The organism is Polynucleobacter sp. (genome assembly GCF_040400325.1).
Lineage (GTDB): Bacteria > Pseudomonadota > Gammaproteobacteria > Burkholderiales > Burkholderiaceae > Polynucleobacter.
The window spans coordinates 1-21,205 of the sequence record NZ_JBBAQK010000011.1; the positions used below are offsets into that span (position 1 = coordinate 1).

Consider the following 21,205-nt stretch of genomic DNA (forward strand, 5'->3'; position numbering starts at 1 on the left):
GAAGATTATCAAAAATCCTCTCTTTGGGAGTGGTACTAAAAATCAGGTCAGTTCACTTTGTCTTTGATGGTTTTGATACTGTTGATACGAATACTGGCTGGGCACTTGAGATGACCATCAATCAAGATAATAAAATTACTTGGCAGATATATGAAGCTAAGTTAGATAAGAATGGCATTCCAAGAAACAATGGCGTGATTCAAAAACAGGGTTAGACATCCTTATCACTGTTCGATCCTGCCTCTGCGGCAACTGATTAGTTCACTTAGCAAGTAATCTCATCAGATTTTCAATTACTATCTGGCGATGCTGTTCGGTTCCGGCGATCGGATCATCATTTGCAAACGGTCTTTCCGCTAATATCAGCACACATTTAAAAATAAGTCTCGCCTCATCTAATGAAAGAACTCTGAAAGTATTCGTTTCATTCTTTTGGCATAGCTCAAGATAGGGCTCAATTAATACATCGATATAGTCAAAGTAATTAGCAGTTAGTCCATACTTTAGAGTGAATCGTTGATCATAATAGCGCATGACTTTTGAGGTGACTACATTCATATTGCCAAAAGCGATGTCAACATACTTATCTAAAAAAACCCGAATTGGTAATTGAGTATCAAATTGCTCCATAGCATTGATATAGGCATTTAATTTACTCTTCCTGCCTCTCTGAATTGCCCAGAAAAATACATCTTCTACTGATCCCAATCGTTGGCTTAAGGTACCAAGTGAGTAGCCAGCCTTAGAGGCTAAAGTTCTACTTGTAAATTTTGCAGTATCAGCAGCCTCAACAATCTCATAGGCAGCATCAAGGAGATCGTTTAAGGTTTTTTTCGACCGATCCTGCTTGGGATCTGAAAAGTTAATTTCAAGGTTTTTAGACATTGTGAAATATGGACAGTAAAAAAGTAATCTTAAGGGGTCTCTAAAACCCAATCAGTATATAGCTTTTAGGGACGATAGCTTGATCGGAAATGTAGACAATATTTTCTATCTAAAATTGATATTATGCATCTATTATTGCTTAGAACAATTCTGGGGTGTGTATGGCTTTTCTATTAACAACAAAAAAACAGCTAGCCTTAGTAGTGCTATCTACCTTAGTGGCTGCAGGCATATTTTCTTGTGGGGGCAGCAGCAGTTCTGGTGGTAGCAGCTCTTCCAGTACAGGATCTGACTCTAATACGGTAACTACATTACTGACTACGGCCAATGGTGCCAGCAATGTTATTTGCGGCAAAAATGTCCAATGTATCGCCTTGGAATTTAAAATTTTGGGTGACGTGCCCAACGTCATGAGTGTTGCTGCAACGCCATGGACTGATACTAAGACTGGCATCATTGACGTTTCAAAGATTGTTTATGTAGACGGATCTAATAGCGCCACCGCCTTTGATTCTGCTGGCAGCGTGTTTTCGATGACTATAGACCCTACGGCAACTATTCCTGGTTATCCTACACCAGGCATTCGCAAGTTTTCTGGTAATGGCTTACCCACTACTCCAATGGGTAACTTCCCAGTGCTGCCTTCACAAGCCGCTTATCCTTACTATGTTGCTTTGCCAGGGGGTTCCAATCCAGCAACCGGACAGGTCTACTCTAGCGCAGCAGCTATTGGTATTTCTACATACCCGCTTGATAGTAGTATCCCCTTGAATCCAGTAGCAACGGGGGTCTATAAAATAAATTCATTAATTAGCGGCATTATGTTGACCGGAGCACCTCTGCATGTTGAGAAGGCTAATGATTCAAGTGGTAACTTTTACTCGCCTATTAATGCCCTTCCGAATGACCAATGTTTTGGCCATCCTTACAATCAGCAATATCACTACCATGCTTGGTCATGGAAATGTTTTGATCAAGGTGGTTCAGGCCAGTCTCCTGTCTATGGTTTTGCATTAGATGGTTTTCCGATCACTGGTCCTCGCGGAGCGGATGGACGTAATCTAACCAATGCAGAGTTAGATGAGTGTCACGGTACTACATCAGAGATTACGATGCCTGACGGCATTAAGAGGGTAACCTATCACTACGTCTTGAATAGAGAGTATCCCCATTCAATTGGCTGCTTTAGGGGCAAGGTTAATTATGACCAGGCGCTTGGGCCTCCAGGACCCAATAACTATATGAAAGAAGGCGCACCCTATCTGAATAGTCTTTACCCACCGGGGCCTTAATCTATATTAGGTGAGTCATTACTTGGCAGTATTGAGTTGAGTTCCTAAGCTAAAGTATTACTATTTCATATCTAAATACTTTCATTCGCTAGGGTAGTCACCTTCTAAATACTGCATGGGAAACCCTAAAAAAGATCTTTATGAAATTAGTGCAATTTCTGGAGGCAAGAATCAAACCCTAGCAGTATTAAAGTCAGGTGAGGTTCTGGGGTGGGGTGGTGCAGGTAGCGGTCGGATCAGCGTTGGATATGTAGATATATGTGGTACTAGAGCACCCTCTAAGGAGCCTGTCTACATTGCAAAGCCCTCTCTGTATTCAAACATCTGCGCAGGATATGGTGTTAGCTTAGGAATTTCTAAGCAACAGGCATACATCTGGGGCTTTAGTCAAATTGGTATTGGTGGCAAAGAACTATTCACTGAGGCGCCTACTTTAATCGATGGAATTTCTGACGCATCAAAAGTTGTTGCTGGGCAATTTATATATGCTGCCTTAGATCAAGTAGGAAGTGTTTACACGTGGGGTCTTAATGTCGATGGAGCATTAGGGCGCACTACTACTCAATTGAACGCCTTACCTGAAAAAATGACTGATCTTCCGCCAATGCAAGAGACGGGTGTCGGCGATAACTTCATGGTGGCATTAAGTAAAGATCAAAGAGCGTATGCATGGGGAAGTAATTCAGCTGGGCAATTGGGCCTAGGCCACCTTCAGTCAAGCCCGTCCCCAGAGCCAGTATCTCTTCCAGTATCTATTGCTTCGATTGCTGTTGGCTCGACCCATGTATTAGCTGTCACAGCTAATGGTGCGGTATATGGCTGGGGTAGTAATCATATCGGCCAGCTCGGAAATAATCAGCGTCCTTATATTGATCGTCCAATGGCTATCGCCTTTCCAGAAAAGATCAAAGCAGTTGCTGCTGGTATGCATTATTCACTTGCTCTTGCAGCTTCAGGAAAAGTCTATGCCTGGGGGTGGAATGGCTTTGGTCAGCTTGGATTGGGTGATCTCAAGGCTAGGAATAAACCCACTCTCATTACATCTCTATCGGGGGTGCATGCAATAGCTGCTGGAGAAGCGCATTCCTTAGCAAGCAATCAGACTCATTTTTTGGGATGGGGATGTAATGAGTCTGGCCAGCTTGGCAAAGCTGCAATGATGCAGACAACACCCAATATTATTTTAGAAATTGCCTAGACGAGCATGTCAAAGATGAATGATCCTAAAAATCATCGACGTGATTTCTTACGCATGGGGCTTACGGTAGCATCAGGTATCGTATTACCCGCAAGCTTTGTAGCATGTAGCAGAGAAGGTGAGAGAGGGACTACAAGTTCAGTTCAAACTTTTGTTCAGCCCACCATGCTAGAGGCAAAAAATGGCGTGCTCGATATCACGCTGACAGCATCGTACTGGGATAGCAAATTATCGGGAGCTGATCCGAAGCAACAATATCCTGTTTCCCTACGAGCCTATGCTTACGATACCAATGGACCCAGTTACTCAGGGCCTACTTTGGTGGTTCGAGGTGGCGAGCAATTGCGGATCAAGCTGGTGAATAACTTACCCGTTAATCCACCATTTTTAGCGTTTAGAGATCCAACAAACTATATCAAGCCCAATACTACAAATCTACATACTCACGGCTTGCATGTATTTCCAGGAATCTATCCAGATAAGAAAGAAACTGAATACGGCGATTATGTAGTGGACCCCAATACTGGAGGTGTTATTCCTCAAGGTGATACACGTCAGTATGTATATAACTTGCCTAAAGATCATCCTGCAGGACCTTTTTATTACCATCCGCAATACCATGGTTCAAGTGCTATGCAATTGGCAAGCTTGATGCAGGGCGCCATTATGGTTCGCGGGCCAGTCGATGAGTTGCCAGAAATGGCGCAAGCAAAAGAGCTTATTTTCTTATTTCAGGCCCCGTATTTTGCAAAAGATGGTATTGAAAATCACTATGGTGTGAAAGCAGGCTCATTAGAAAAGTTTGCACAGGTTGCTAATCATCCAACGGGGCACGGTTTAGAGAGCAAGGGATCATCTGGTGGTGATATCAATGCTCAGCCTGTGTTGATCAATGGAATACGACAGCCCACTATTGTGATGGAAAGTGGTGAAGTACAGCGTTGGCGTTTCATTAATACTCAAGTATTTAACTACCTCAATCTCAATCTAGATGAACACGTTCTCCATCAATACACAACAGATGGATGGGGCAGTAGTCTGTATCAAGAATTTCCAGATAGCCGCCAAAAAGATGGCAGGGGAGTGGTATTGGCAGCAGGAAATCGCTCTTCAGTGATTATAAAAGCTGGGAAACCTGGTACTTATTTATTGAGATCGTTACCCGTCAGACTAAGTCAAGGAAACAAGCCAATCGTATTGCCAGGAGATGTTTTAGCCAGGCTGATTGTCGTGGATGTAAAGAGTACAGCAGCAGCTTCAGTAAGTACGGCAAGTACAGCAAGTACTATTCCTCCAACACCATTACCTGTTTCAGATTATTTAATGCCAATTAGTGATGAAGAGTTTGCTAGTGCGGGCGGTAAGAAGCGCAGCATCATTTTTAATATGATCGGTAATGAAATAGAGCATCAGCCCGATAGTATTTTCTCAGCGTGGAATACAGCATTTACTAGAGCTAGTGAGATGGGTTCTGATGCTTGGGAGTCCATCAAGAAAAATACTGCCAAGGCAAAACAGGAAGTGGCCAAGATTACTGAGAAACCAATTGATGGTTCAGTTTATATTGCACCCAATCCTGTACCAAAATATGATTACGAGTTACAGCCTTCAAATACGATGATTCAAAATGTTACTCTGGGCGATGTGGAAGAGTGGACTATTTTCAACTGTAACAACTTATCGCATGTTTTTCATATTCACGTCAATCCGATGTTGATTACCAAAATCAACGGAGTGTCAGTAAAGCCTTATTGGTGCGATACGATCGCCTTGCCTGCTGGCGGGACTTCATCAGAACCTAAATCGATTACTTTCAGAATGCGTTTTACTGATTTTGCAGGACCTTATTTGATGCACTGTCAAATGCTGGCGCATTCTGATCTGGGCATGATTCAGCGGGTAACAGTAGTCCCTCAATAGGGAAAACAGTTCTAGATTATCTATTTATGAATTTGGTAGTATTAGAGGATCTGATTTATCCATTCGATGAATCCCGTCAATCAAATCTGAAATAGAGCTTTCCATATAAAAAAGATCGTCACAATAGCTTTATTTGCTTGTATTGGCGCTGCTGTAGTTTCTTGCGGTGGTAGTGATTCATCGACATCATCTAGCACTACGGGAACATTCACTGCAACTGGCATGATGTCTTCTGCTCGCTCTATGCCAACGGCTAATTTATTAGAGAACGGACAGGTGTTGGTGGCAGGTGGCGTGGGATCTGCAAGCATCGCGGTTGGTTCAGCTGATCTTTATGATCCTGCAACCAGAACATTTAGCGTAACTGGATCGATGGTCAATCCTCGCTATGCTGCATCCTCGGTGCGACTCTTGGATGGGCGGATTTTTGTAGCTGGGGGTGAAGGTGTATCTGGGACCGGCCTTAATTCTGTTGAAATTTATAATCCCTCAACCGGTACGTGGCAGGTAACAAGCAATATGAGTACTGCGCGTGTAAATCCAACGGCAACATTACTGAATAATGGAAAAGTGCTGGTTGTCGGTGGATATTCCTACGACAGTGATTGCTGTCCTCTTACTAGTGCTGAAATTTATGATCCTGCTACCGGAGCCTTTTCTCCTACAGGATCCTTGTCTACCGGACGTCGAAACTCAACGGCAACCCTGCTCAATAACGGCTTGGTATTAATCGCCGGCGGCTACGATGGAAGCAATTTAGATGCGCCAGAAATTTATGACCCAGTGACTGGAAAGTTTAGCGTGACAGGCTCAATGGGAACGCCTCGACGCTTTCCAACAGCTAATCTTTTGTTAGATGGAAAAGTATTGGTTTTAGGTGGATATGGTGCAAACGATACTGTGCTTACATCTGCTAGTTTATATAATTCACAAACTGGTACTTTTTCTTATACCGGTTCAATGAATAATCCAACTGGCCGACAAACATCCACGCTGTTGATTGACGGGAAAGTTCTTGTTGCTGGCGGATACAATCTGACGAACGTACTTTCTTCTGCAGAGCTTTATGACCCAATTACGGGCACTTTTTCCGTTACTGGATCTATGACGGTTCCTCGCTGGCGTCATGCTGACGTACGTTTATTAAATGGTGATGTCTTATTAGTAGGTGGCTCAAGTATAGGTGGAAACACAGGCGGCGCAATTGCTTCAGCAGAGACCTATTCAAGGAAATAGCCCTTAGCCTTTAATATGACTTAATGATCTCGCTTAAGACACTATACCTATTCAGCATCTCACTAGTTTTGCTAGCTTGCGGTGGCGGTGGTGATTCATCAAGCTCATCCTCTAGTTCAACTCCCGCATCCACCATCAGCCTGGCCACTCCAGCAGGAACTCAATGCGCTAATGATTTTAGTAATACAGATGCTTTTGGGAATATTACTTTCACAGTGTCACATCCTATCAATGCGTCACCTTGGGGTTGCTTGGTAGTTGATAAATCCAATAATCAGCCTGTCTATTCTGGTACACAATCTGCTCGCTTTGAGATAAGGCCTGGAGACTGTAATGCAGCCACTTCATTTAATGATTGTGTAAATGATCGTAGCCGTTGGGAAATATTCCAAAATAGGAGGACTTCAACAGCCGGTCAAATAATTACTTATGAATATGCTGTTTACATACCATCACAGCCACTTATTCAACCGACTCCTACAAGTGGCCCAGGCCCTAAACCACTAACAGTACTCACACAAATTAATTGGCAATGCCTTACTAGCAATCCCTGTTCGAGCCTAGGTACAAACGGTTATGGTGCCCTTGCATTTCTCAAAATTGATTACACAGGGACACTTTCTCTGCAAACCCATCAAGACTTTACTTGGGTTCCTAACCAGGTGGTTACAGTAGATACAAATCCATATAACAAGTGGATCAAGTAAAGGTATGTGATTAAATCAACGGATGCCTCTGATGGCTATATACGGATATATGTGAATGACAAATTAGTTATTAATGAGACCAGGGCTACATTACCCATTTCCGATGCCTTTGATACTTTAAGAGTTGGAATCTACAACTCCTCCATGTCTTTCGCTTCTCAACCATGGCAAACCCAAGTGGTGTACTTTGATGGTTTTGGGTTAGGGACTACTAATTTTTAGCATCTCTAGGATGCATCCTATGTTCAAATACTATTTAGTATTTGCTTTAATAAATTGCAGTGCCATTTATATAAAAGAAGGCTTTTGACATGAGTCATTTATCTATTGAGCAAATTCATCGGCAAAAAATGGGAAAAGTGAGTGATAAATGGTCCTCATATCTTCCTTTTTATGATGAACTCTTTGAAAATTACCGTACACAAAATCTCAATCTTCTAGAAATTGGTGTCCAAAACGGTGGATCCCTTGAGACTTGGAAAACCTTTTTTAGTAATGCCAATATATTGATTGGTTGCGATATCGATCAGCGATGCACCAATCTTCAGTACGATGACCCTAGGGTCCATGTAGTAGTAGGGGACGCGAATCAGCCAGAAACCCATGATCGAATTACTGCTTTGTGCAAAGACTTTGACATCGTTATTGATGATGGCTCTCATTTATCCAATGATATTTTAAATAGCTTCATGAACTATTTTCCTATGGTTAAGCCAGGTGGTTTATTTATAGTAGAAGACGCTCATACCTTGTACTTAAATGATTGGGGTGGTGGAGTATTAAATGAATTTTCTGCCTATAGCTTCTTTAAAAAGTTGGTAGATGTCATTAGTATTCAGTTTTGGGGCAATGAGCTTTCTGTAGATGCTTATTTCAGAACCTTCTTTCCTATAGGGCAAATGCCATCCTTCTTAAAGGAGGGCTGGGTTGAGTCGATTGAGTTTAGAAACTCGATCATCGTCATTCGAAAATCTTTAAAGGCAACTCACGAAAAACTTGGGGAAAGAATCGTTAGTGGTACTGACGCGATAGTCAATAGCGAAATTCTTCAATTCCGTAAATAGCTTAGTCTTATAAAGATGTATTTAGTTCTCTTTTTTGAAAAATAACATTAGGAAGAATAATGAAAATCACTAAATTTATTAGCATCGTATTTTGCTTAATACTTACGCAAGGCATTGCTTATGCCCAGCAAAAGCCGACGGTTCAAAGCTATCCCAAGGAGGCACCAAAGTCAGCTGCTTTTATTGGCAATAGCTTTTTCTATTTCAATAACGGCATTATTAGTAATTTAGGGCCAATGATTGCAGAAGGAATGAAGGGCGCGCCATGGCGCCAAAGCATGATCACAATTAGCGGCTCAGGATTTGATTGGCATGATGTTGATTCTTATTTCCGCCCTAATGCGATTGGTAAGTATTCGTTTAATGCCCAGAATGATGTGGTGATCAATCCTCCTCAAAAACCTTTATTTGATGCAGCGATCTTAATGGACTGCAGTCAATGCCCCATTCATCCGCAAATGAAATCTGTCTTTACGGAGTATGCAAAAAAACATAGTGATACTGTTAAGCGTAATGGCTCAGTGCCGGTCTTCTTTATGTCATGGGCTTATAAAGATAAGCCAGATATGACGATTCCTCTGGCGGATGCTTATACCGCTGCTGGTAATGAAAATGGCGTCTTGGTCATTCCGGTTGGATTGGCATTTGCTAAATCAATCGCCTCAAAGCCTGACTTGGAACTATATGCACCGGATAAGCGTCATCCTAGCGCGGCAGGAACCTACCTGTCTGCAGCAACCACTTATGCAACACTCTTTAATCAGTCACCCGTTGGTCTCAAATACAGTGCTGGATTGAGTCCAGAAGTGGCTTTATATTTACAACAGGTAGCTTACGATACAGTCAAAGAGTATCAAAAGCGCTAAGATTTAGTATGGCATAGGAGACTCATACCATGATGACGCCCGATGAGATAGAAAAGTTAATTCCTGCAGAAACTACTACATTTCGCTCGCCCATTCCTACGCAAGCAATCTCTAGCGATGAGTTCTTGCCAGGTTTGCAAACACCTAAGCAAAAAGAGCTTGAGAGACGCATTAAAGAAATCGGTACCAGACTAGCCAAGCATCATGGCGTTTCACGTCGATTTTTCCAGGGGGCTGCAGGAATGGCGGCGGCCTTTGTTGCCATGAATGATACTTTTGGCCCGCTGTATGGCGTTAGTCATGCTGAAGCAGCGACTCCTGAGCTAGCGAACGAACGTGCCGCTTCGCTCAAGAATCAATTCATCATGGATATGCACACACACTATTTGCGGGATGACACACGCTTAGAAGGGTTTGTCAGATCGCGCGAGGCGGTAGGAAGGGCAGCATGGAATCCTGCTCTTGCTGGAAAGTCACAAACTTTAGATGATCTGAAATTTGCAAACTACTTTAAAGAGATCTACCTAGATAGCAATACCAAGGTAGCTTTAATTTCTGGATCAGGGTCAGAGGATCCAAGGGATTGGTTCTTGACCAATGAGATGAAAGCTCAGGCACGCAAGACAGTCAATCAAGAGGCTGGGACAAGGCGCATGTTCTCACACGCGATTTTCATGCCCGGAATGCCCGGTTGGTTAGAAAAAGCTGAATCCGACTATGAAAACCTCAAGCCCGATTCATTTAAGGGTTATACGATCGGCGATAACACTAATAAGCAGCTTTCTAAACATCCATGGCGTCTTGATGATGAGAAATTGGTATATCCCTTTTATGAAAAACTCGCCAAGTGGAGCAAGACTCAGCCAAGTCTGTCCAACGTTTGTGTACACAAAGGTTTATACCCACCATCTGTCACACAACAGTACCCACATCTTTTGCAATATGCCAAAGTCGATGATGTAGCTAAAGCGGCAAAAGATTGGCCGCAACTCAATTTTGTAATTTATCACTCAGCCTTTCGGTATACCGGCGGAACTTGGGATGAGGGCTGGCAACAATTTTTGCGCACAGGTCGCATTGATTGGGTGACAGATTTAGCGCAGATTCCTCAAAAGGCAGGGGTCAATAATGTCTATGGCGACTTAGGGCAAATCTTTGCGCAAAGCACAATTGCTGAACCAAGACTCTGCGCCGCTATGCTCGGTCAACTGATTCAGGGTCTTGGATCTGATCACGTCGTGTGGGGAACAGATGCCATTTGGACGGGTTCACCACAGTGGCAAATTGAAGCATTACGCCGCCTTGAAATTCCTGAAGATATGCAAAAGAAATATAACTTTGCACCTTTAGGTTCTGCTGATGGAGCAGTAAAGCGCGCGATCTTTGGTGAGAACTCAGCACGAATTTATAATTTCACACCAGCACAACGCAGAGCATTAGCAGGGGATAAAGTAGCTTTGGCTAAGTTAGCTTATGACGAGTTTGGAGATGGCAGGACCAATCTTCGCTATGGATATATGCAAGCTTAGAATGAGAAAATGATTAAGCTCAAAATGATAATGGTTCGGTGCCTATACATGTGTTTTGGTCTGATCATGCTTGGTTGCTCTACGCCAGTAAGCGACTTTAGGGTTTTTCAACAGTCGGACGGCACGATTGGTGTTCATGCACCAAAGTCAGCCAATGAAGCGGCGGCCCATCAAATAGGTGAGGCTCAATGCCAGAAGTTAGGAAAGCGGACTGCTAGTTTAGTTGATAGTCGCAAGACTACTAACGACCGCTTTCCTTATTCTTATACCTTTTTGTGTCGCTAATTAGCTTAGCAACCATTTCTTAATAGACTTATTGACGCACATTGCATCTAAAGCAAGACCGAAGAACTCTGATCCATTAGTAACCATGCTTTCGATAGCCTCCACCTTGCCAGATTTAATGCCACGTAGATAAGTAGCAGCACGATAGCGTAAGAAGTGCTCTGTTTCACCTTCTTCATTCTCGGTTGTGCAAATTTCTAAGCAACCATAGCGGGTTTCTGGATTGATATTCAGAATTGCAAGTCCTAAGACACCAATCAAGTTATCCGGTACTGAGATGGGTACATAAGAATACAGAGATATCAACATCTCTTCTTCGTCCACCTCAATGATGTGGTCGATATCTAAAACATCTTGTTCTGTCAGCTCAGTTTCACCAGAGTCACCACCACCAAAAGTAGACTCAAACTGCAGCATTGCAGTATTGCTTCCTTTGGAAATTTCAATCATGTCAGGGTAGCCAAGTAATCCTTTCCACCAATACATCAGTGAGAAGGTGCAGGGCTTCACTTCAACTAAACCTTTATTAGTTGATTTAGCAAAGTAGAGACCATAAAACTCATCATCCTGTTCAAGACCATATTGATCTACTTTAGGTGACTTAGCAGAAACTTTCTTAGTGGTTTTCTTGACAGACTTTTTGACGGCTGGCTTTTTTGCTGCTGTCTTTTTCACTACTTTTTTCACTGTCTTCTTGCTAGCCATTTTCTTAGCAGCCACTTTTTTGACAGGTTTTTTTGCAGGGGCTTTTTTTACCACCTTGGTAGCTACTTTCTTTTTTGCTGAAGACTTCTTTGTAGCCATGGTTCATTACCCTTCTTTTTCATTTAGTAGTGCTTAGTCATTAGTGCTTAACGCACAGATCAATATTACTGCAATTTTTATAAGGAAATCCTCATTTTCATATGGGGTTTATCCTGCTCAATTCAAGACTGAGATGATATGAAATATCCGCGTTCCCCATTAACTATCAGTCTGGGCTTGATACACTGTATTGTAGGAGGTGATGAATAAGCTTACAGAAAGGGTAGCCATGTTTCCTGAATATCGTGACTTAATCACTCAGTTGAAAACCTCAGATCGTCATTTTTCTCATTTATTTGATAAACACAATCAGTTAGATCAAAAGATCCTCAGAATGGAGGATCACTCTGAGCCAAGTACTCCAGAGCAAATTGAAACCCTCAAGAAGGAAAAGCTACTCTTAAAGGATCAAATTTATGCTGTTTTAAAAAAGGCTAGTACCTAATAAGCGCATTAAGAAATTAACTTAATTACAAAGAGGCTAAATAGGGAAATAAAGATACTGGCAAAGAAAGCTGTCCAGAAGCTAGAAATCGTAAAGCCACTAACAACTGTCGAAACTAACATCAATACCAAAGCATTAATGACTAGCAGGAATAATCCCATCGTGAGCACGGTGAGCGGTAAGGTAAAGACAATAAGCAATGGTTTGACAATAGCATTGGCAAAACCCAAGAGTAGGGCTGCGATGATGAGTGAGCCAACATCGGCAAAGCGCAAGCCACTGAAGATATAGCTCGCTACCCAAAGCGATAAAGAGGTTAAGCCCCACTGAACAAGAAACGGTGTTAAGTTGCCCATGATTTGGTCCTTTAGGTAAAGTCAAAAGTATCAATAATGATGCTACCCATTTTATCAGTTGCCTAATAGTGCGGAGGAATTTCATCTTTTAGGCTACCTGCGCCTGAGCCACTACTAGCCTGTTCTTTAATGGCTTTGAGTTCTCGATACAGAAATTCAATTTGCTGCTGCTGTTTGTAAACGGTCTCATTGAGTTTTTCAATCAGATCCTCAGTAAAACTCAATTTAATTTCTAGGTTGGTTATTCGAGCATCTGATGTATTTTCAGTCATTTCTAATTCCTTTTTGATTGCTATTGTTCTATCAGCTCAAATCGCCCATCTTCCATTTCTGCTTGAGGCCGAATCCAGAAATCGTGAGATTGTAATGACTCATAGACATAGGCTGGCTCAAGGGTAGCCTCGATATTGGCTAGCAGGACGACTTTATAAAATCCACCCGTCTTCAGATGCTTTAGTTTGCTGCCTGGTTTAAAGAGTCCAGCATCTGGATCTGCCATTTTAGGTTTTTGCATGTTCAGAAACGACTTTCTCAGTATGATCTAGTAATGGCCAATACCATCCCATACTCCATTCTAGATATATCTCCTATTCCACAGGGATTTACTGCGGGCGATGCCCTTCGTAACTCCTTGGATGTAGCTCAGCATGCAGAGAAGTGGGGCTATACACGCTATTGGGTAGCAGAACATCACAATATGACAGGTAATGCGAGTTCTGCTACGGCAGTACTGATCGGCTATCTGGCTGCTGGAACCAAGACCATTCGCGTTGGCTCTGGCGGTGTGATGTTGCCGAATCATGCTCCATTAGTGATTGCTGAGCAATTTGGCACTTTAGCTTCAATTTACCCAGGCAGAATTGATTTGGGCTTAGGACGCGCACCCGGAACGGACCAAATGACGGCAAGGGCCCTACGCAGAGATTTATTGGGAAGTGATGATCGCTTTCCTCAGGATGTAAGAGAGCTACAACATTACTTTGGCCCCATCCAGGAGGGGCAGGCTGTGAAGGCTATTCCGGGGGCTAATACTGAAGTGCCAATTTGGATCTTGGGGTCAAGTCTATATGGCGCGCAATTGGCTGCCCACTTTGGTTTACCTTATGCCTTTGCATCCCACTTTGCACCAGAGCAATTGTTAGAGGCTATGAAGATTTATAGAGAACTCTTTAAGCCTTCAGAAGAACTAGACAAACCATATGCTGCTTTTTTGATGAATGTCGTTGCAGCGGATACAGATGAGGAGGCACAATACCTTTTTACTACTTTGCAGCAAAATGTGATTCGTATGAGGCGTAATACACGCGGTCAATTACCGCCACCGATTAGTGATATCGATGACTTTTGTGAGCCCTATGAAAAAGCCACTGCAGATCACGCCTTACAAGTTTCGGCAGTGGGATCGCTTGAGACAGTGAAAAAAACCATGCGACATTGGCTAGATCTCACTGGTGCTAGTGAATTAGTTGTGACCGGGCAAATCTTTGATCATCAAGCACGACTGAAATCCTTTGAAATCGCCGCCCAAGCAGCACAAGGTCTATAAAGCCTTGTAATCAGCAGTAATCACTACGCCTTCTTTAACCGCTCTATTAGCTAGCTTCAAGACTTCATTATCTTTGCTAATCAGCACACAAGGCTTTGCGGTGTAGGCTAAATCTAAAAAGACTTGATCGTCCTTGTCGTGGCATTCCCAAGGCGCCTTCACAATATCCTCGTCTTTGATTATCCTAGCCAGTGATCTCCATTCAAGAGTAATTCTTTTTTGCTCGCTTTGACTTAGAGAAAAAAGTGGACGTGCAATTACATCAGTTAATTCTTCCAGAGTTTTTTCGCTTGCGAGGGTATCTAATGTTTGATTGAGAAGGGCTTCTTTGAGATGAATTGCTCTGAGGTCATGAAAGACAAAAATATCAAGTAAGACGTTAGTATCGAAAACGACTGACTTCATCAAAGATCTAGCGTTCAATATTACTGTTGATGCGTGCGCCATAGCTCTGGCGTAATAGTGACTTGACCCTGATCGGATGAAACATAGACTTCGCCATCTTGAACATTGACGTGTAAGACCATACTTCGCTCTACTAATTGATGAAGTTGATGTGATTGTTCGGCAGGAATGGACACTACTTGTAGATTACGGGCTCTGGTTAGCTTGTTGGCAATTCCATCCCACCAGATTTTGCTAGTGTGACCTCCATAGCAATAGACCATCACTTGATCTGATCTGCCACAAGCTTTGAGGATACGACGCTCGTCAGGTTGCCCAACTTCAATCCAGAGTTTGATGGCATCGGTGAGGTCTTTGATCCAAATATCAGGCTCGTCGTTATCACTTAAACCCTTAGTAAAAGCCAAATCTTCATGGGCTTGCAAGGCAAAAGCGATGATTCTGATCATCATTCGCTCTTCGGTTTCTGAAGGGTGCTTGGCAATGGTTAGGGAGTGACTGCCATAGTAATGACGGTCTGAATCAGCGACATGAAGGTCTGCTTTGTGGATAGTTGCGCGTAGAGCCATGGCGCATTATCGCCTTTTACCGTAAATACGGGGCAAATGGGAATATTCCCAGTATCATTTTAGGAGTTTGTTCAATTTAATGTAGAGAGTCATGAAATCCTTTTTTGATAAAAAATTACGCTTTGCAGCAAACCTTTTTGGTGGACTGTTTTTAGCTTGTTTTATTCACTTAACGGCAAATGCCGCTCCATGGCCAACTAAGCCGATCAAGATCATCGTGCCGTTCTCTCCAGGCAGTGTTCAAGATGCTTTAGCGCGCTCATTTTCTAATGAGTTAGGTCTTGCGCTTGGAGAAACAGTGCTAGTTGAAAATAGATCTGGAGCAGGCGGAACTATTGGTACTGGTATGGTGTCTAAGTCTGCACCAGATGGCTATACTCTCGTGATGTCAGCTGCTAGCCATAATATTAATGGCACTTTATTTCCCAAGCTGAGTTTTGATCCGATTAAAGATTTCACAGCAGCTGCCTATATTGGTACTAGTAGCTATGTGATGATGACCAATTCAGAGTTTCCAGCGAAAACTGTTGCGGAATTTATTGCTTTAGCAAAAGCCAAGCCTGGCCAATATAACTATGCAAGTGCTGGTAACGGTAGCGCATCCCATTTAGCGATGGCATATTTTGACAGCATGGCTGGCATTGACTTGGTGCACATTCCTACCAAAGGTACTGGCGATGCTATTACAGAATTGCTGGCAGGGCGTGCGCAAGCAGTGATTGCTGCCAATGTGGCAGCATTGCCTTTTGCGAATGATTCCCGTACCCGCTTCCTTGGAGTGTCATCTGAGAAACCATCTCCTTTTGTGCCGGGCATTCCTCCGATTGCTAATACAGTCAAGGGTTATGCATTCGATAGCTGGTTTGGTCTGCTTGCTCCTGCCGGCACTCCTAGGGATGTCATTAACAAAATTTCGACTGAAATGACAAAGCTCTTAAAGCAGCCTGAGATTATTGAGCGCATGCGTCGTCAAGGAATTGAGATTGGCAATATGAATCCAGCCGAATTTAATCAATTATTGGTGAAAGATTTTGATCGCATGGCTAATGTAGTGAAAAGCTCGGGAGCAAAAGCTGAGTAAGCCTTTTCCATGATTCGCATTACCGAGCTACGATTACCGATTAGCCATCCCCCTGAAGTATTAGAGGAGGCAATCCTTAAGCGTTTACATTTAGCTTCTAAAGATCTGCTTTCATTTGAGGTCTTTAAGCGAAGCTACGATGCCAGGAAAAATGTGGCGCTGTCCTTTATTTATACCGTTGATTGCTCGGTTAAGGATGAGGAGGGCGTATTAAAGACTTTCATCAACGATACCCATATCAGACCTTCGCCAGATACTAGCTATCACTTTGTCGCTCAGGCGCCTGTAGCAATTACTCATGGAAAGGCTTTACGACCAGTGGTGGTTGGATTTGGTCCATGTGGAATCTTTGCTGCACTGGTATTGGCGCAAATGGGATTTAAACCGATTGTTTTGGAGCGAGGCAAGTCAGTTCGCGAACGCACTCAAGATACCTGGGGCTTATGGCGTAAAAATATCCTGAATCCAGAATCGAATGTGCAATTTGGAGAGGGTGGTGCGGGTACATTTTCAGATGGCAAGCTCTATAGTCAAATTAAGGATACAAAGTTTTATGGTCGCAAAGTGATTGCAGAATTTATTCTTGCGGGAGCACCAGAGGAAATTCGCTATGTTGCTAAGCCTCACATTGGTACCTTTCGTTTAGTGGGTGTGGTGGAAAAAATTCGTCAGAAAATTATTGATCTTGGTGGGGAGGTTCGCTTTGGGCAAAAGGTGATTGGATTTGATATTAAAGATGACCAAATCACAGGTATCCGAATTGAAAATCAACCAGACTTACTGGCCAATCATGTGATATTGGCATTGGGCCATAGTGCACGCGATACCTTTAAGGCATTGGATGACGCAGGGGTCTTTATGGAAGCCAAGCCTTTCTCTGTGGGCTTTCGGATTGAGCATCCTCAGTCTCTTATTGATAAGGCGCGCTTGGGGCCTCATGCGGGTAATGAATTAATTGGTGCCGCTGATTACAAGTTAGTTCATCATGCAAAAAATGGTCGAGCGGTGTATAGCTTTTGTATGTGCCCAGGAGGTACGGTAGTTGCTGCAACGTCTGAGCCTAATAGGGTCGTTACAAATGGTATGAGTCAATACTCGCGTAACGAACGTAATGCCAATGCGGGTATTGTGGTTGGTATTACTCCAGAAGATTATCCTGGGGGCCCATTGGCTGGAATTGAATTTCAGCGTGCCATTGAATCAAAAGCATATGAGTTGGGCGGCTCTACGTATGAAGCACCGGGTCAATTGGTAGGAGATTTTTTAGAAGGAAAACCATCCACTGAATTTGGAAGCGTGATGCCATCTTACAAACCAGGCGTATACCTGACAGATTTGGCCCAAAGTTTGCCTGCCTATGCGATTGAGGCGATTCGTGAAGCGATTCCGGCCTTTGAAAAGCAAATCAAAGGCTTTTCGATGAAAGATGCTGTTCTTACTGGAGTAGAGACTCGCACTTCCTCGCCTTTGCGCATTACACGAGGCCCTAACTACCAAAGTTTGAATATCAAAGGCCTCTATCCAGCAGGTGAGGGTGCTGGATACGCTGGTGGAATTTTGTCAGCTGGTGTAGATGGTATTAAGGTAGCGGAAGCGCTTGCGCTAGATTACTGCGCAAAGTAATTATTCCTAGAGGTAATACCAATACAGATAAGTAGATTTACTCGACTAAATCGTTGATGAGTGATTAGTCTGGCAGAAATTGACGTAAATATCCCAACTTTTTCTGAAGTGAGGATAATGTCGCCATGGCTTTAATCGTACTTACTGATGCAAAACTGGCTTTTGGCCATGTTGACCTCCTCGCAAACACCGCTTTTTCACTTGAATCTGGCGAACGTGTTGGCTTAATTGGCCGCAATGGCACAGGTAAATCCTCTTTATTGAAGATCTTGGCCGGTATCGAAAAAATGGATGATGGCCTGCTTCAATATCAACAGGGTTTACGAATCTCCTATGTTCCTCAGGAGCCTATTTTTGATGCTGAGGAAACCGTATTTGAAGCAGTGTCTCAGGGGGTAGCACAAGCCAAGGCTTTACGTGAAGAGTATGAAGCCCTTAGCGTAGCTGACTGGGATGACGCATCCCATCATCGCCTGGATGAAGTTCAGTCCCAGCTTGAGGCTTTAAGTGGTTGGAACTGGGAGCAGCGTGTTTATGAAACGCTCGACCGTTTACACCTAGAGGCTGATGTCAAAATTAATACCCTGTCAGGCGGTACCAAGAAAAGAGTGGCCTTGGCACGTGCCCTTGTAGAAATGCCCGATGTACTTTTACTCGATGAGCCGACAAATCATCTTGATCTAGATTCGATTGCTTGGCTAGAAGGGCTCTTAAAAGAATATCAAGGCTCTGTCATATTGGTTACCCATGACCGCGCCTTCCTAGACAATGTCTGCACTCAAATTGTTGAGTTAGACCGAGGCATCTTACGCTCATACCCTGGGAACTTCTCAGCTTATGAGCTACTGAAAGATCAAGAGCTCAATTCTGAATCTTTAGCCAATGCCAGAGCGGATAAATTATTGGCTCAAGAAGAGGTATGGATTCGTAAAGGGGTAGAGGCTCGCCGTACTCGAAGTGTTGCCCGAATTGCGCGCTTAGAAAATTTACGAGTGAGTCGTGCGCAGCGCAGAGATGCCATTGGTCAGGTGAAATTGGCAGTATCAGCGGGTGACCGTAGCGGAAAGATTGTTGCCGACTTACAAAATATTTCTAAAGCATACGATCGTCCAATCGTGCAGGATTTCACGGCTACGATTTTGCGTGGCGATAAAGTGGGCTTGCTTGGCCCTAATGGCGCAGGTAAGACGACTTTATTAAAGTTGATTTTAGGCACGATTGCGCCTGACTCTGGTACAGCTACGATGGGCACTCGGATTGAGGTTGCCTATTTTGATCAAATGCGTGAGGGCCTGGATCTCAATGCTTCACTAGAGGATTACATTAGTCCAGGAAGTGAGTGGATTGAAATCAACGGCAATAAAAAACACGTCAAGAGTTACTTGAGTGATTTTCTGTTCGCACCTGAGCGTACTAATTCTCCGGTGAGTACCTTATCTGGAGGCGAGCGTAATCGATTGCTTTTGGCGCGTTTGTTCGCTAGGCCAGCAAACGTTTTGGTATTGGATGAGCCAACCAATGATCTCGATATTGATACCTTAGATCTGCTTGAGCAGTTACTTCAGGATTACAAGGGCACCGTCTTTTTGGTGAGTCACGATCGTTACTTTTTAGATAACGTCGTGACCAGCATTATTGCTAATGAAGGTGATGGATTTTGGCGTGAGTATGAGGGTGGCTATGAGGATTGGAAGATTCAGAAAGCCCGCTCTGACAAAATTCGTGCTGCTAATGCAAATACCAGTACAGAAAAGCTCAGCCCTAAAGCAGAAGTGAAGAAAGACTCAAAGCCTCAGACTAAAGTGATCAGTAAGGGCGGAGCGCAAAAACTCAATAGCAAAGAGCGTCAAGAATTAGAGACTTTGCCTCTACAAATTGAGGGCCTAGAGACAGAGCAAGCCGATATTGGGATTGCAATGAGTAAGCCTGAGCTATATAAAAATGAGCCTGAGTTAGCTGCCAGTATGCAGGCACGCTTGACAGAGATTACAGAACAGCTCGATCAAAAACTGCAGCGTTGGGAAAAGCTCTTAAGTCGTGCCGAGTCTTAGTTTATTTAGAGGTCTGCATGCGAGTGCGCAGCTGCGCTATCTCATCTAGTAGCTCTAATGCTAAGGCAACACCAGGAACATTGAGTTCTAAATCATGAGTGAGATGCGCAGCCGTTTTTGCTCTGCGTAGCGAGTCCCCACTGAAGCGCCAATCTTGGGGCGTTGAGCCAGAAGGGCTTAAAACACCTTCTGATACCCAAGACATAATGAGCTCTTCGGGAGTGCGTGAGGCATGAGAGAGCTCCACAATAGTCATATGCAATTCATTTTCTACAACACTACCTTCGATCCAGGTGATATTAGTCTGTGTCATCTTCATCATCCCTTTAAGTGAGTTCTTGGATTGAAATCAAAGGCTTTTTCAAAGTTTTGATAGGCCTCTTTTTGCGCATCAGTTTGTGCAGGCGGTAATGCAATGGTTGGAACGACATACAAGTCTCCTGGCTCTGCGCTTGGAATACCTTTACCCTTGAGGCGCATCTTTCGGCCAGCTACAGTACCGGCTGGAATCTTGAGTTCTAGTGTCGAGCCTGCAGGGGTTGGTACATTCACGCTAGTGCCTACAGCTGCTTCCCATGGCGCAAGTGGAATATCAATGTAGACGTCTTTGCCATCTAAGCGATACATGGGATTAGGATGAAAGTCTATTTCTAGATAGAGATCACCAGCGCCGCCTTGGCCCATACCGGGGCCGCCCTGGCCCGATAGGCGAAGATTTTGACCAGCCTTGATTCCTTTAGGAATACTGACATCTAATTTACGTTCTTGGGTGCCAACATGACCTTCTGCATCCATACTTGGCATCTGTAACGCGATGGTGCGCTTTGCGCCGTTATAGGCATCAGCAAGATCAATCAGAATTTTTGCGTGGTGATCTTGTCCCTTGAAATTCATGCCCTGGCGCGTCTGTCCGCCACGACCACCTTGTCCTTGTCTGCCTCTACCAAAAAGAGATTCAAAGAATTCGCTTTGATCACCTTCGAAGCCGCCACCATATCCTGGGTGACCACCACCATCAGAGTATTCAAAACCTTCATTCCAATTTGGGGGTGGGGTAAAGTCTTGGCCATTCTTCCAATTTTCGCCAAAGCGATTATAGGCTGCTCGTTTCTCAGTATCTTTGAGGACGGCATAGGCTTCACCAATCGCTTTAAATTGATCTTCAGCCCCCGATTCTTTATTCACATCGGGATGATATTTACGAGCTAATTTTCGGTAGGCTGATTTAATCTCAGCCTCGGTCGCCGAGCGAGCTACCCCTAGTGTTTCGTAGTAATCCCTAAATTTCATAAGCCGTATTAATTTCGTTTAAGTCTTGCTTGAACTTCAAGGATGAATTCTAC

The 21,205-nt window shown here is 43.5% G+C and carries 25 protein-coding genes and 1 pseudogene; 16 read left to right on the plus strand and 10 right to left on the minus strand.

Annotated elements, in window-relative coordinates:
• Positions 1 to 215 (plus strand): annotated as a pseudogene (locus tag ABWP14_RS08815) (hypothetical protein); the annotation flags it as partial.
• Between the two features lie 46 nt (positions 216 to 261).
• Here ABWP14_RS08815 and ABWP14_RS08820 read toward each other — a convergent pair.
• Positions 262 to 885, minus strand: a complete 624-nt coding sequence (locus ABWP14_RS08820; protein ID WP_353202600.1) for a TetR/AcrR family transcriptional regulator — start codon at positions 883 to 885, stop codon at positions 262 to 264.
• Between the two features lie 161 nt (positions 886 to 1,046).
• Here ABWP14_RS08820 and ABWP14_RS08825 point away from each other — a divergent pair, with 161 nt between their 5' ends.
• From ABWP14_RS08825 to ABWP14_RS08835, 3 genes are all read left to right on the plus strand, one after another.
• A complete protein-coding gene (locus ABWP14_RS08825) occupies positions 1,047 to 2,177 on the plus strand; it encodes a YHYH protein (protein ID WP_353202601.1) in 1,131 nt (376 codons plus the stop codon).
• Between the two features lie 115 nt (positions 2,178 to 2,292).
• Positions 2,293 to 3,375 (plus strand): RCC1 domain-containing protein, encoded by a 1,083-nt coding sequence (locus ABWP14_RS08830; RefSeq protein WP_353202602.1) that lies wholly within the window; start codon positions 2,293 to 2,295, stop codon positions 3,373 to 3,375.
• Positions 3,376 to 3,381: 6 nt separating this feature from the next.
• Positions 3,382 to 5,295 (plus strand): multicopper oxidase family protein, encoded by a 1,914-nt coding sequence (locus ABWP14_RS08835; RefSeq protein WP_353202603.1) that lies wholly within the window; start codon positions 3,382 to 3,384, stop codon positions 5,293 to 5,295.
• Positions 5,296 to 5,375: 80 nt separating this feature from the next.
• On the opposite strand, the gene ABWP14_RS08840 is transcribed toward ABWP14_RS08835, so the two are convergent.
• Positions 5,376 to 5,519: a hypothetical protein gene (locus ABWP14_RS08840; RefSeq protein WP_353202604.1), complete on the minus strand. Its 144-nt coding sequence runs from the start codon at positions 5,517 to 5,519 to the stop codon at positions 5,376 to 5,378.
• On the opposite strand from ABWP14_RS08840, the gene ABWP14_RS08845 reads away from it, so the two are divergent.
• From ABWP14_RS08845 to ABWP14_RS08875, 7 genes are all read left to right on the plus strand, one after another.
• Positions 5,518 to 6,531, plus strand: a complete 1,014-nt coding sequence (locus ABWP14_RS08845) for a Kelch repeat-containing protein (RefSeq protein WP_353202605.1) — start codon at positions 5,518 to 5,520, stop codon at positions 6,529 to 6,531. The genes ABWP14_RS08840 and ABWP14_RS08845 overlap by 2 nt on opposite strands.
• 23 nt (positions 6,532 to 6,554) lie before the next feature.
• Positions 6,555 to 7,238, plus strand: a complete 684-nt coding sequence (locus ABWP14_RS08850; protein ID WP_353202606.1) for a hypothetical protein — start codon at positions 6,555 to 6,557, stop codon at positions 7,236 to 7,238.
• A gap of 6 nt (positions 7,239 to 7,244) precedes the next feature.
• Positions 7,245 to 7,460, plus strand: coding sequence for a hypothetical protein (locus ABWP14_RS08855; RefSeq protein WP_353202607.1), 216 nt, complete (start codon positions 7,245 to 7,247; stop codon positions 7,458 to 7,460).
• Between the two features lie 89 nt (positions 7,461 to 7,549).
• The gene (locus ABWP14_RS08860; RefSeq protein WP_353202608.1) at positions 7,550 to 8,302 is read left to right on the plus strand and encodes a CmcI family methyltransferase; all 753 of its coding nucleotides are present in this window, start codon (positions 7,550 to 7,552) and stop codon (positions 8,300 to 8,302) included.
• A gap of 59 nt (positions 8,303 to 8,361) precedes the next feature.
• Positions 8,362 to 9,168, plus strand: coding sequence for a hypothetical protein (locus ABWP14_RS08865; RefSeq protein WP_353202609.1), 807 nt, complete (start codon positions 8,362 to 8,364; stop codon positions 9,166 to 9,168).
• A 29-nt stretch (positions 9,169 to 9,197) separates the two neighbouring features.
• Positions 9,198 to 10,697, plus strand: coding sequence for an amidohydrolase family protein (locus ABWP14_RS08870; RefSeq protein ID WP_353202610.1), 1,500 nt, complete (start codon positions 9,198 to 9,200; stop codon positions 10,695 to 10,697).
• A gap of 66 nt (positions 10,698 to 10,763) precedes the next feature.
• On the plus strand, positions 10,764 to 10,982 hold the full coding sequence (locus ABWP14_RS08875; protein WP_353202611.1) for a hypothetical protein: 219 nt from the start codon (positions 10,764 to 10,766) through the stop codon (positions 10,980 to 10,982).
• On the opposite strand, the gene ABWP14_RS08880 is transcribed toward ABWP14_RS08875, so the two are convergent.
• Positions 10,983 to 11,786, minus strand: a complete 804-nt coding sequence (locus ABWP14_RS08880; protein WP_353202612.1) for a hypothetical protein — start codon at positions 11,784 to 11,786, stop codon at positions 10,983 to 10,985.
• A gap of 229 nt (positions 11,787 to 12,015) precedes the next feature.
• On the opposite strand from ABWP14_RS08880, the gene ABWP14_RS08885 reads away from it, so the two are divergent.
• Positions 12,016 to 12,231: an HP1242/YdcH family protein gene (locus tag ABWP14_RS08885; protein ID WP_353202670.1), complete on the plus strand. Its 216-nt coding sequence runs from the start codon at positions 12,016 to 12,018 to the stop codon at positions 12,229 to 12,231.
• Between the two features lie 8 nt (positions 12,232 to 12,239).
• Here the strand turns inward: ABWP14_RS08885 and ABWP14_RS08890 are convergent, their stop codons facing one another.
• The 3 genes from ABWP14_RS08890 to ABWP14_RS08900 are packed head-to-tail and all read right to left on the minus strand — an operon-like array spanning position 12,240 to position 13,101.
• Positions 12,240 to 12,590, minus strand: coding sequence for a phage holin family protein (locus ABWP14_RS08890; RefSeq protein ID WP_353202671.1), 351 nt, complete (start codon positions 12,588 to 12,590; stop codon positions 12,240 to 12,242).
• A gap of 59 nt (positions 12,591 to 12,649) precedes the next feature.
• Positions 12,650 to 12,859 carry a SlyX family protein gene (locus tag ABWP14_RS08895; RefSeq protein WP_353202613.1) on the minus strand — a complete coding sequence of 70 codons (210 nt, stop codon included), beginning with the start codon at positions 12,857 to 12,859 and terminating at the stop codon, positions 12,650 to 12,652.
• Between the two features lie 20 nt (positions 12,860 to 12,879).
• The gene (locus ABWP14_RS08900) at positions 12,880 to 13,101 is read right to left on the minus strand and encodes a hypothetical protein (protein WP_353202614.1); all 222 of its coding nucleotides are present in this window, start codon (positions 13,099 to 13,101) and stop codon (positions 12,880 to 12,882) included.
• Positions 13,102 to 13,134: 33 nt separating this feature from the next.
• Here ABWP14_RS08900 and ABWP14_RS08905 point away from each other — a divergent pair, with 33 nt between their 5' ends.
• Positions 13,135 to 14,133: an LLM class flavin-dependent oxidoreductase gene (locus tag ABWP14_RS08905; RefSeq protein ID WP_353202615.1), complete on the plus strand. Its 999-nt coding sequence runs from the start codon at positions 13,135 to 13,137 to the stop codon at positions 14,131 to 14,133.
• Here ABWP14_RS08905 and ABWP14_RS08910 read toward each other — a convergent pair.
• Together ABWP14_RS08910 and ABWP14_RS08915 are read right to left on the minus strand one after the other, a co-directional pair.
• Positions 14,128 to 14,538 (minus strand): putative toxin-antitoxin system toxin component, PIN family, encoded by a 411-nt coding sequence (locus tag ABWP14_RS08910; protein ID WP_353202616.1) that lies wholly within the window; start codon positions 14,536 to 14,538, stop codon positions 14,128 to 14,130. The genes ABWP14_RS08905 and ABWP14_RS08910 overlap by 6 nt on opposite strands.
• A gap of 20 nt (positions 14,539 to 14,558) precedes the next feature.
• The gene (locus ABWP14_RS08915; protein WP_353202617.1) at positions 14,559 to 15,107 is read right to left on the minus strand and encodes a YaeQ family protein; all 549 of its coding nucleotides are present in this window, start codon (positions 15,105 to 15,107) and stop codon (positions 14,559 to 14,561) included.
• Positions 15,108 to 15,198: 91 nt separating this feature from the next.
• Between ABWP14_RS08915 and ABWP14_RS08920 the strand changes: the two genes are divergently transcribed.
• From ABWP14_RS08920 to ABWP14_RS08930, 3 genes are all read left to right on the plus strand, one after another.
• Positions 15,199 to 16,188 carry a tripartite tricarboxylate transporter substrate binding protein gene (locus tag ABWP14_RS08920; RefSeq protein ID WP_353202618.1) on the plus strand — a complete coding sequence of 330 codons (990 nt, stop codon included), beginning with the start codon at positions 15,199 to 15,201 and terminating at the stop codon, positions 16,186 to 16,188.
• A 9-nt stretch (positions 16,189 to 16,197) separates the two neighbouring features.
• Positions 16,198 to 17,811, plus strand: a complete 1,614-nt coding sequence (locus tag ABWP14_RS08925) for an NAD(P)/FAD-dependent oxidoreductase (RefSeq protein ID WP_353202619.1) — start codon at positions 16,198 to 16,200, stop codon at positions 17,809 to 17,811.
• A 125-nt stretch (positions 17,812 to 17,936) separates the two neighbouring features.
• Positions 17,937 to 19,862 (plus strand): ATP-binding cassette domain-containing protein, encoded by a 1,926-nt coding sequence (locus ABWP14_RS08930; protein ID WP_353202620.1) that lies wholly within the window; start codon positions 17,937 to 17,939, stop codon positions 19,860 to 19,862.
• A 1-nt stretch (position 19,863) separates the two neighbouring features.
• Here the strand turns inward: ABWP14_RS08930 and ABWP14_RS08935 are convergent, their stop codons facing one another.
• Positions 19,864 to 20,175: a chaperone modulator CbpM gene (locus tag ABWP14_RS08935; protein WP_353202621.1), complete on the minus strand. Its 312-nt coding sequence runs from the start codon at positions 20,173 to 20,175 to the stop codon at positions 19,864 to 19,866.
• 5 nt (positions 20,176 to 20,180) lie between these two features.
• A complete protein-coding gene (locus tag ABWP14_RS08940) occupies positions 20,181 to 21,152 on the minus strand; it encodes a DnaJ C-terminal domain-containing protein (RefSeq protein ID WP_353202622.1) in 972 nt (323 codons plus the stop codon).
• Positions 21,153 to 21,205: the final 53 nt, after the last annotated feature.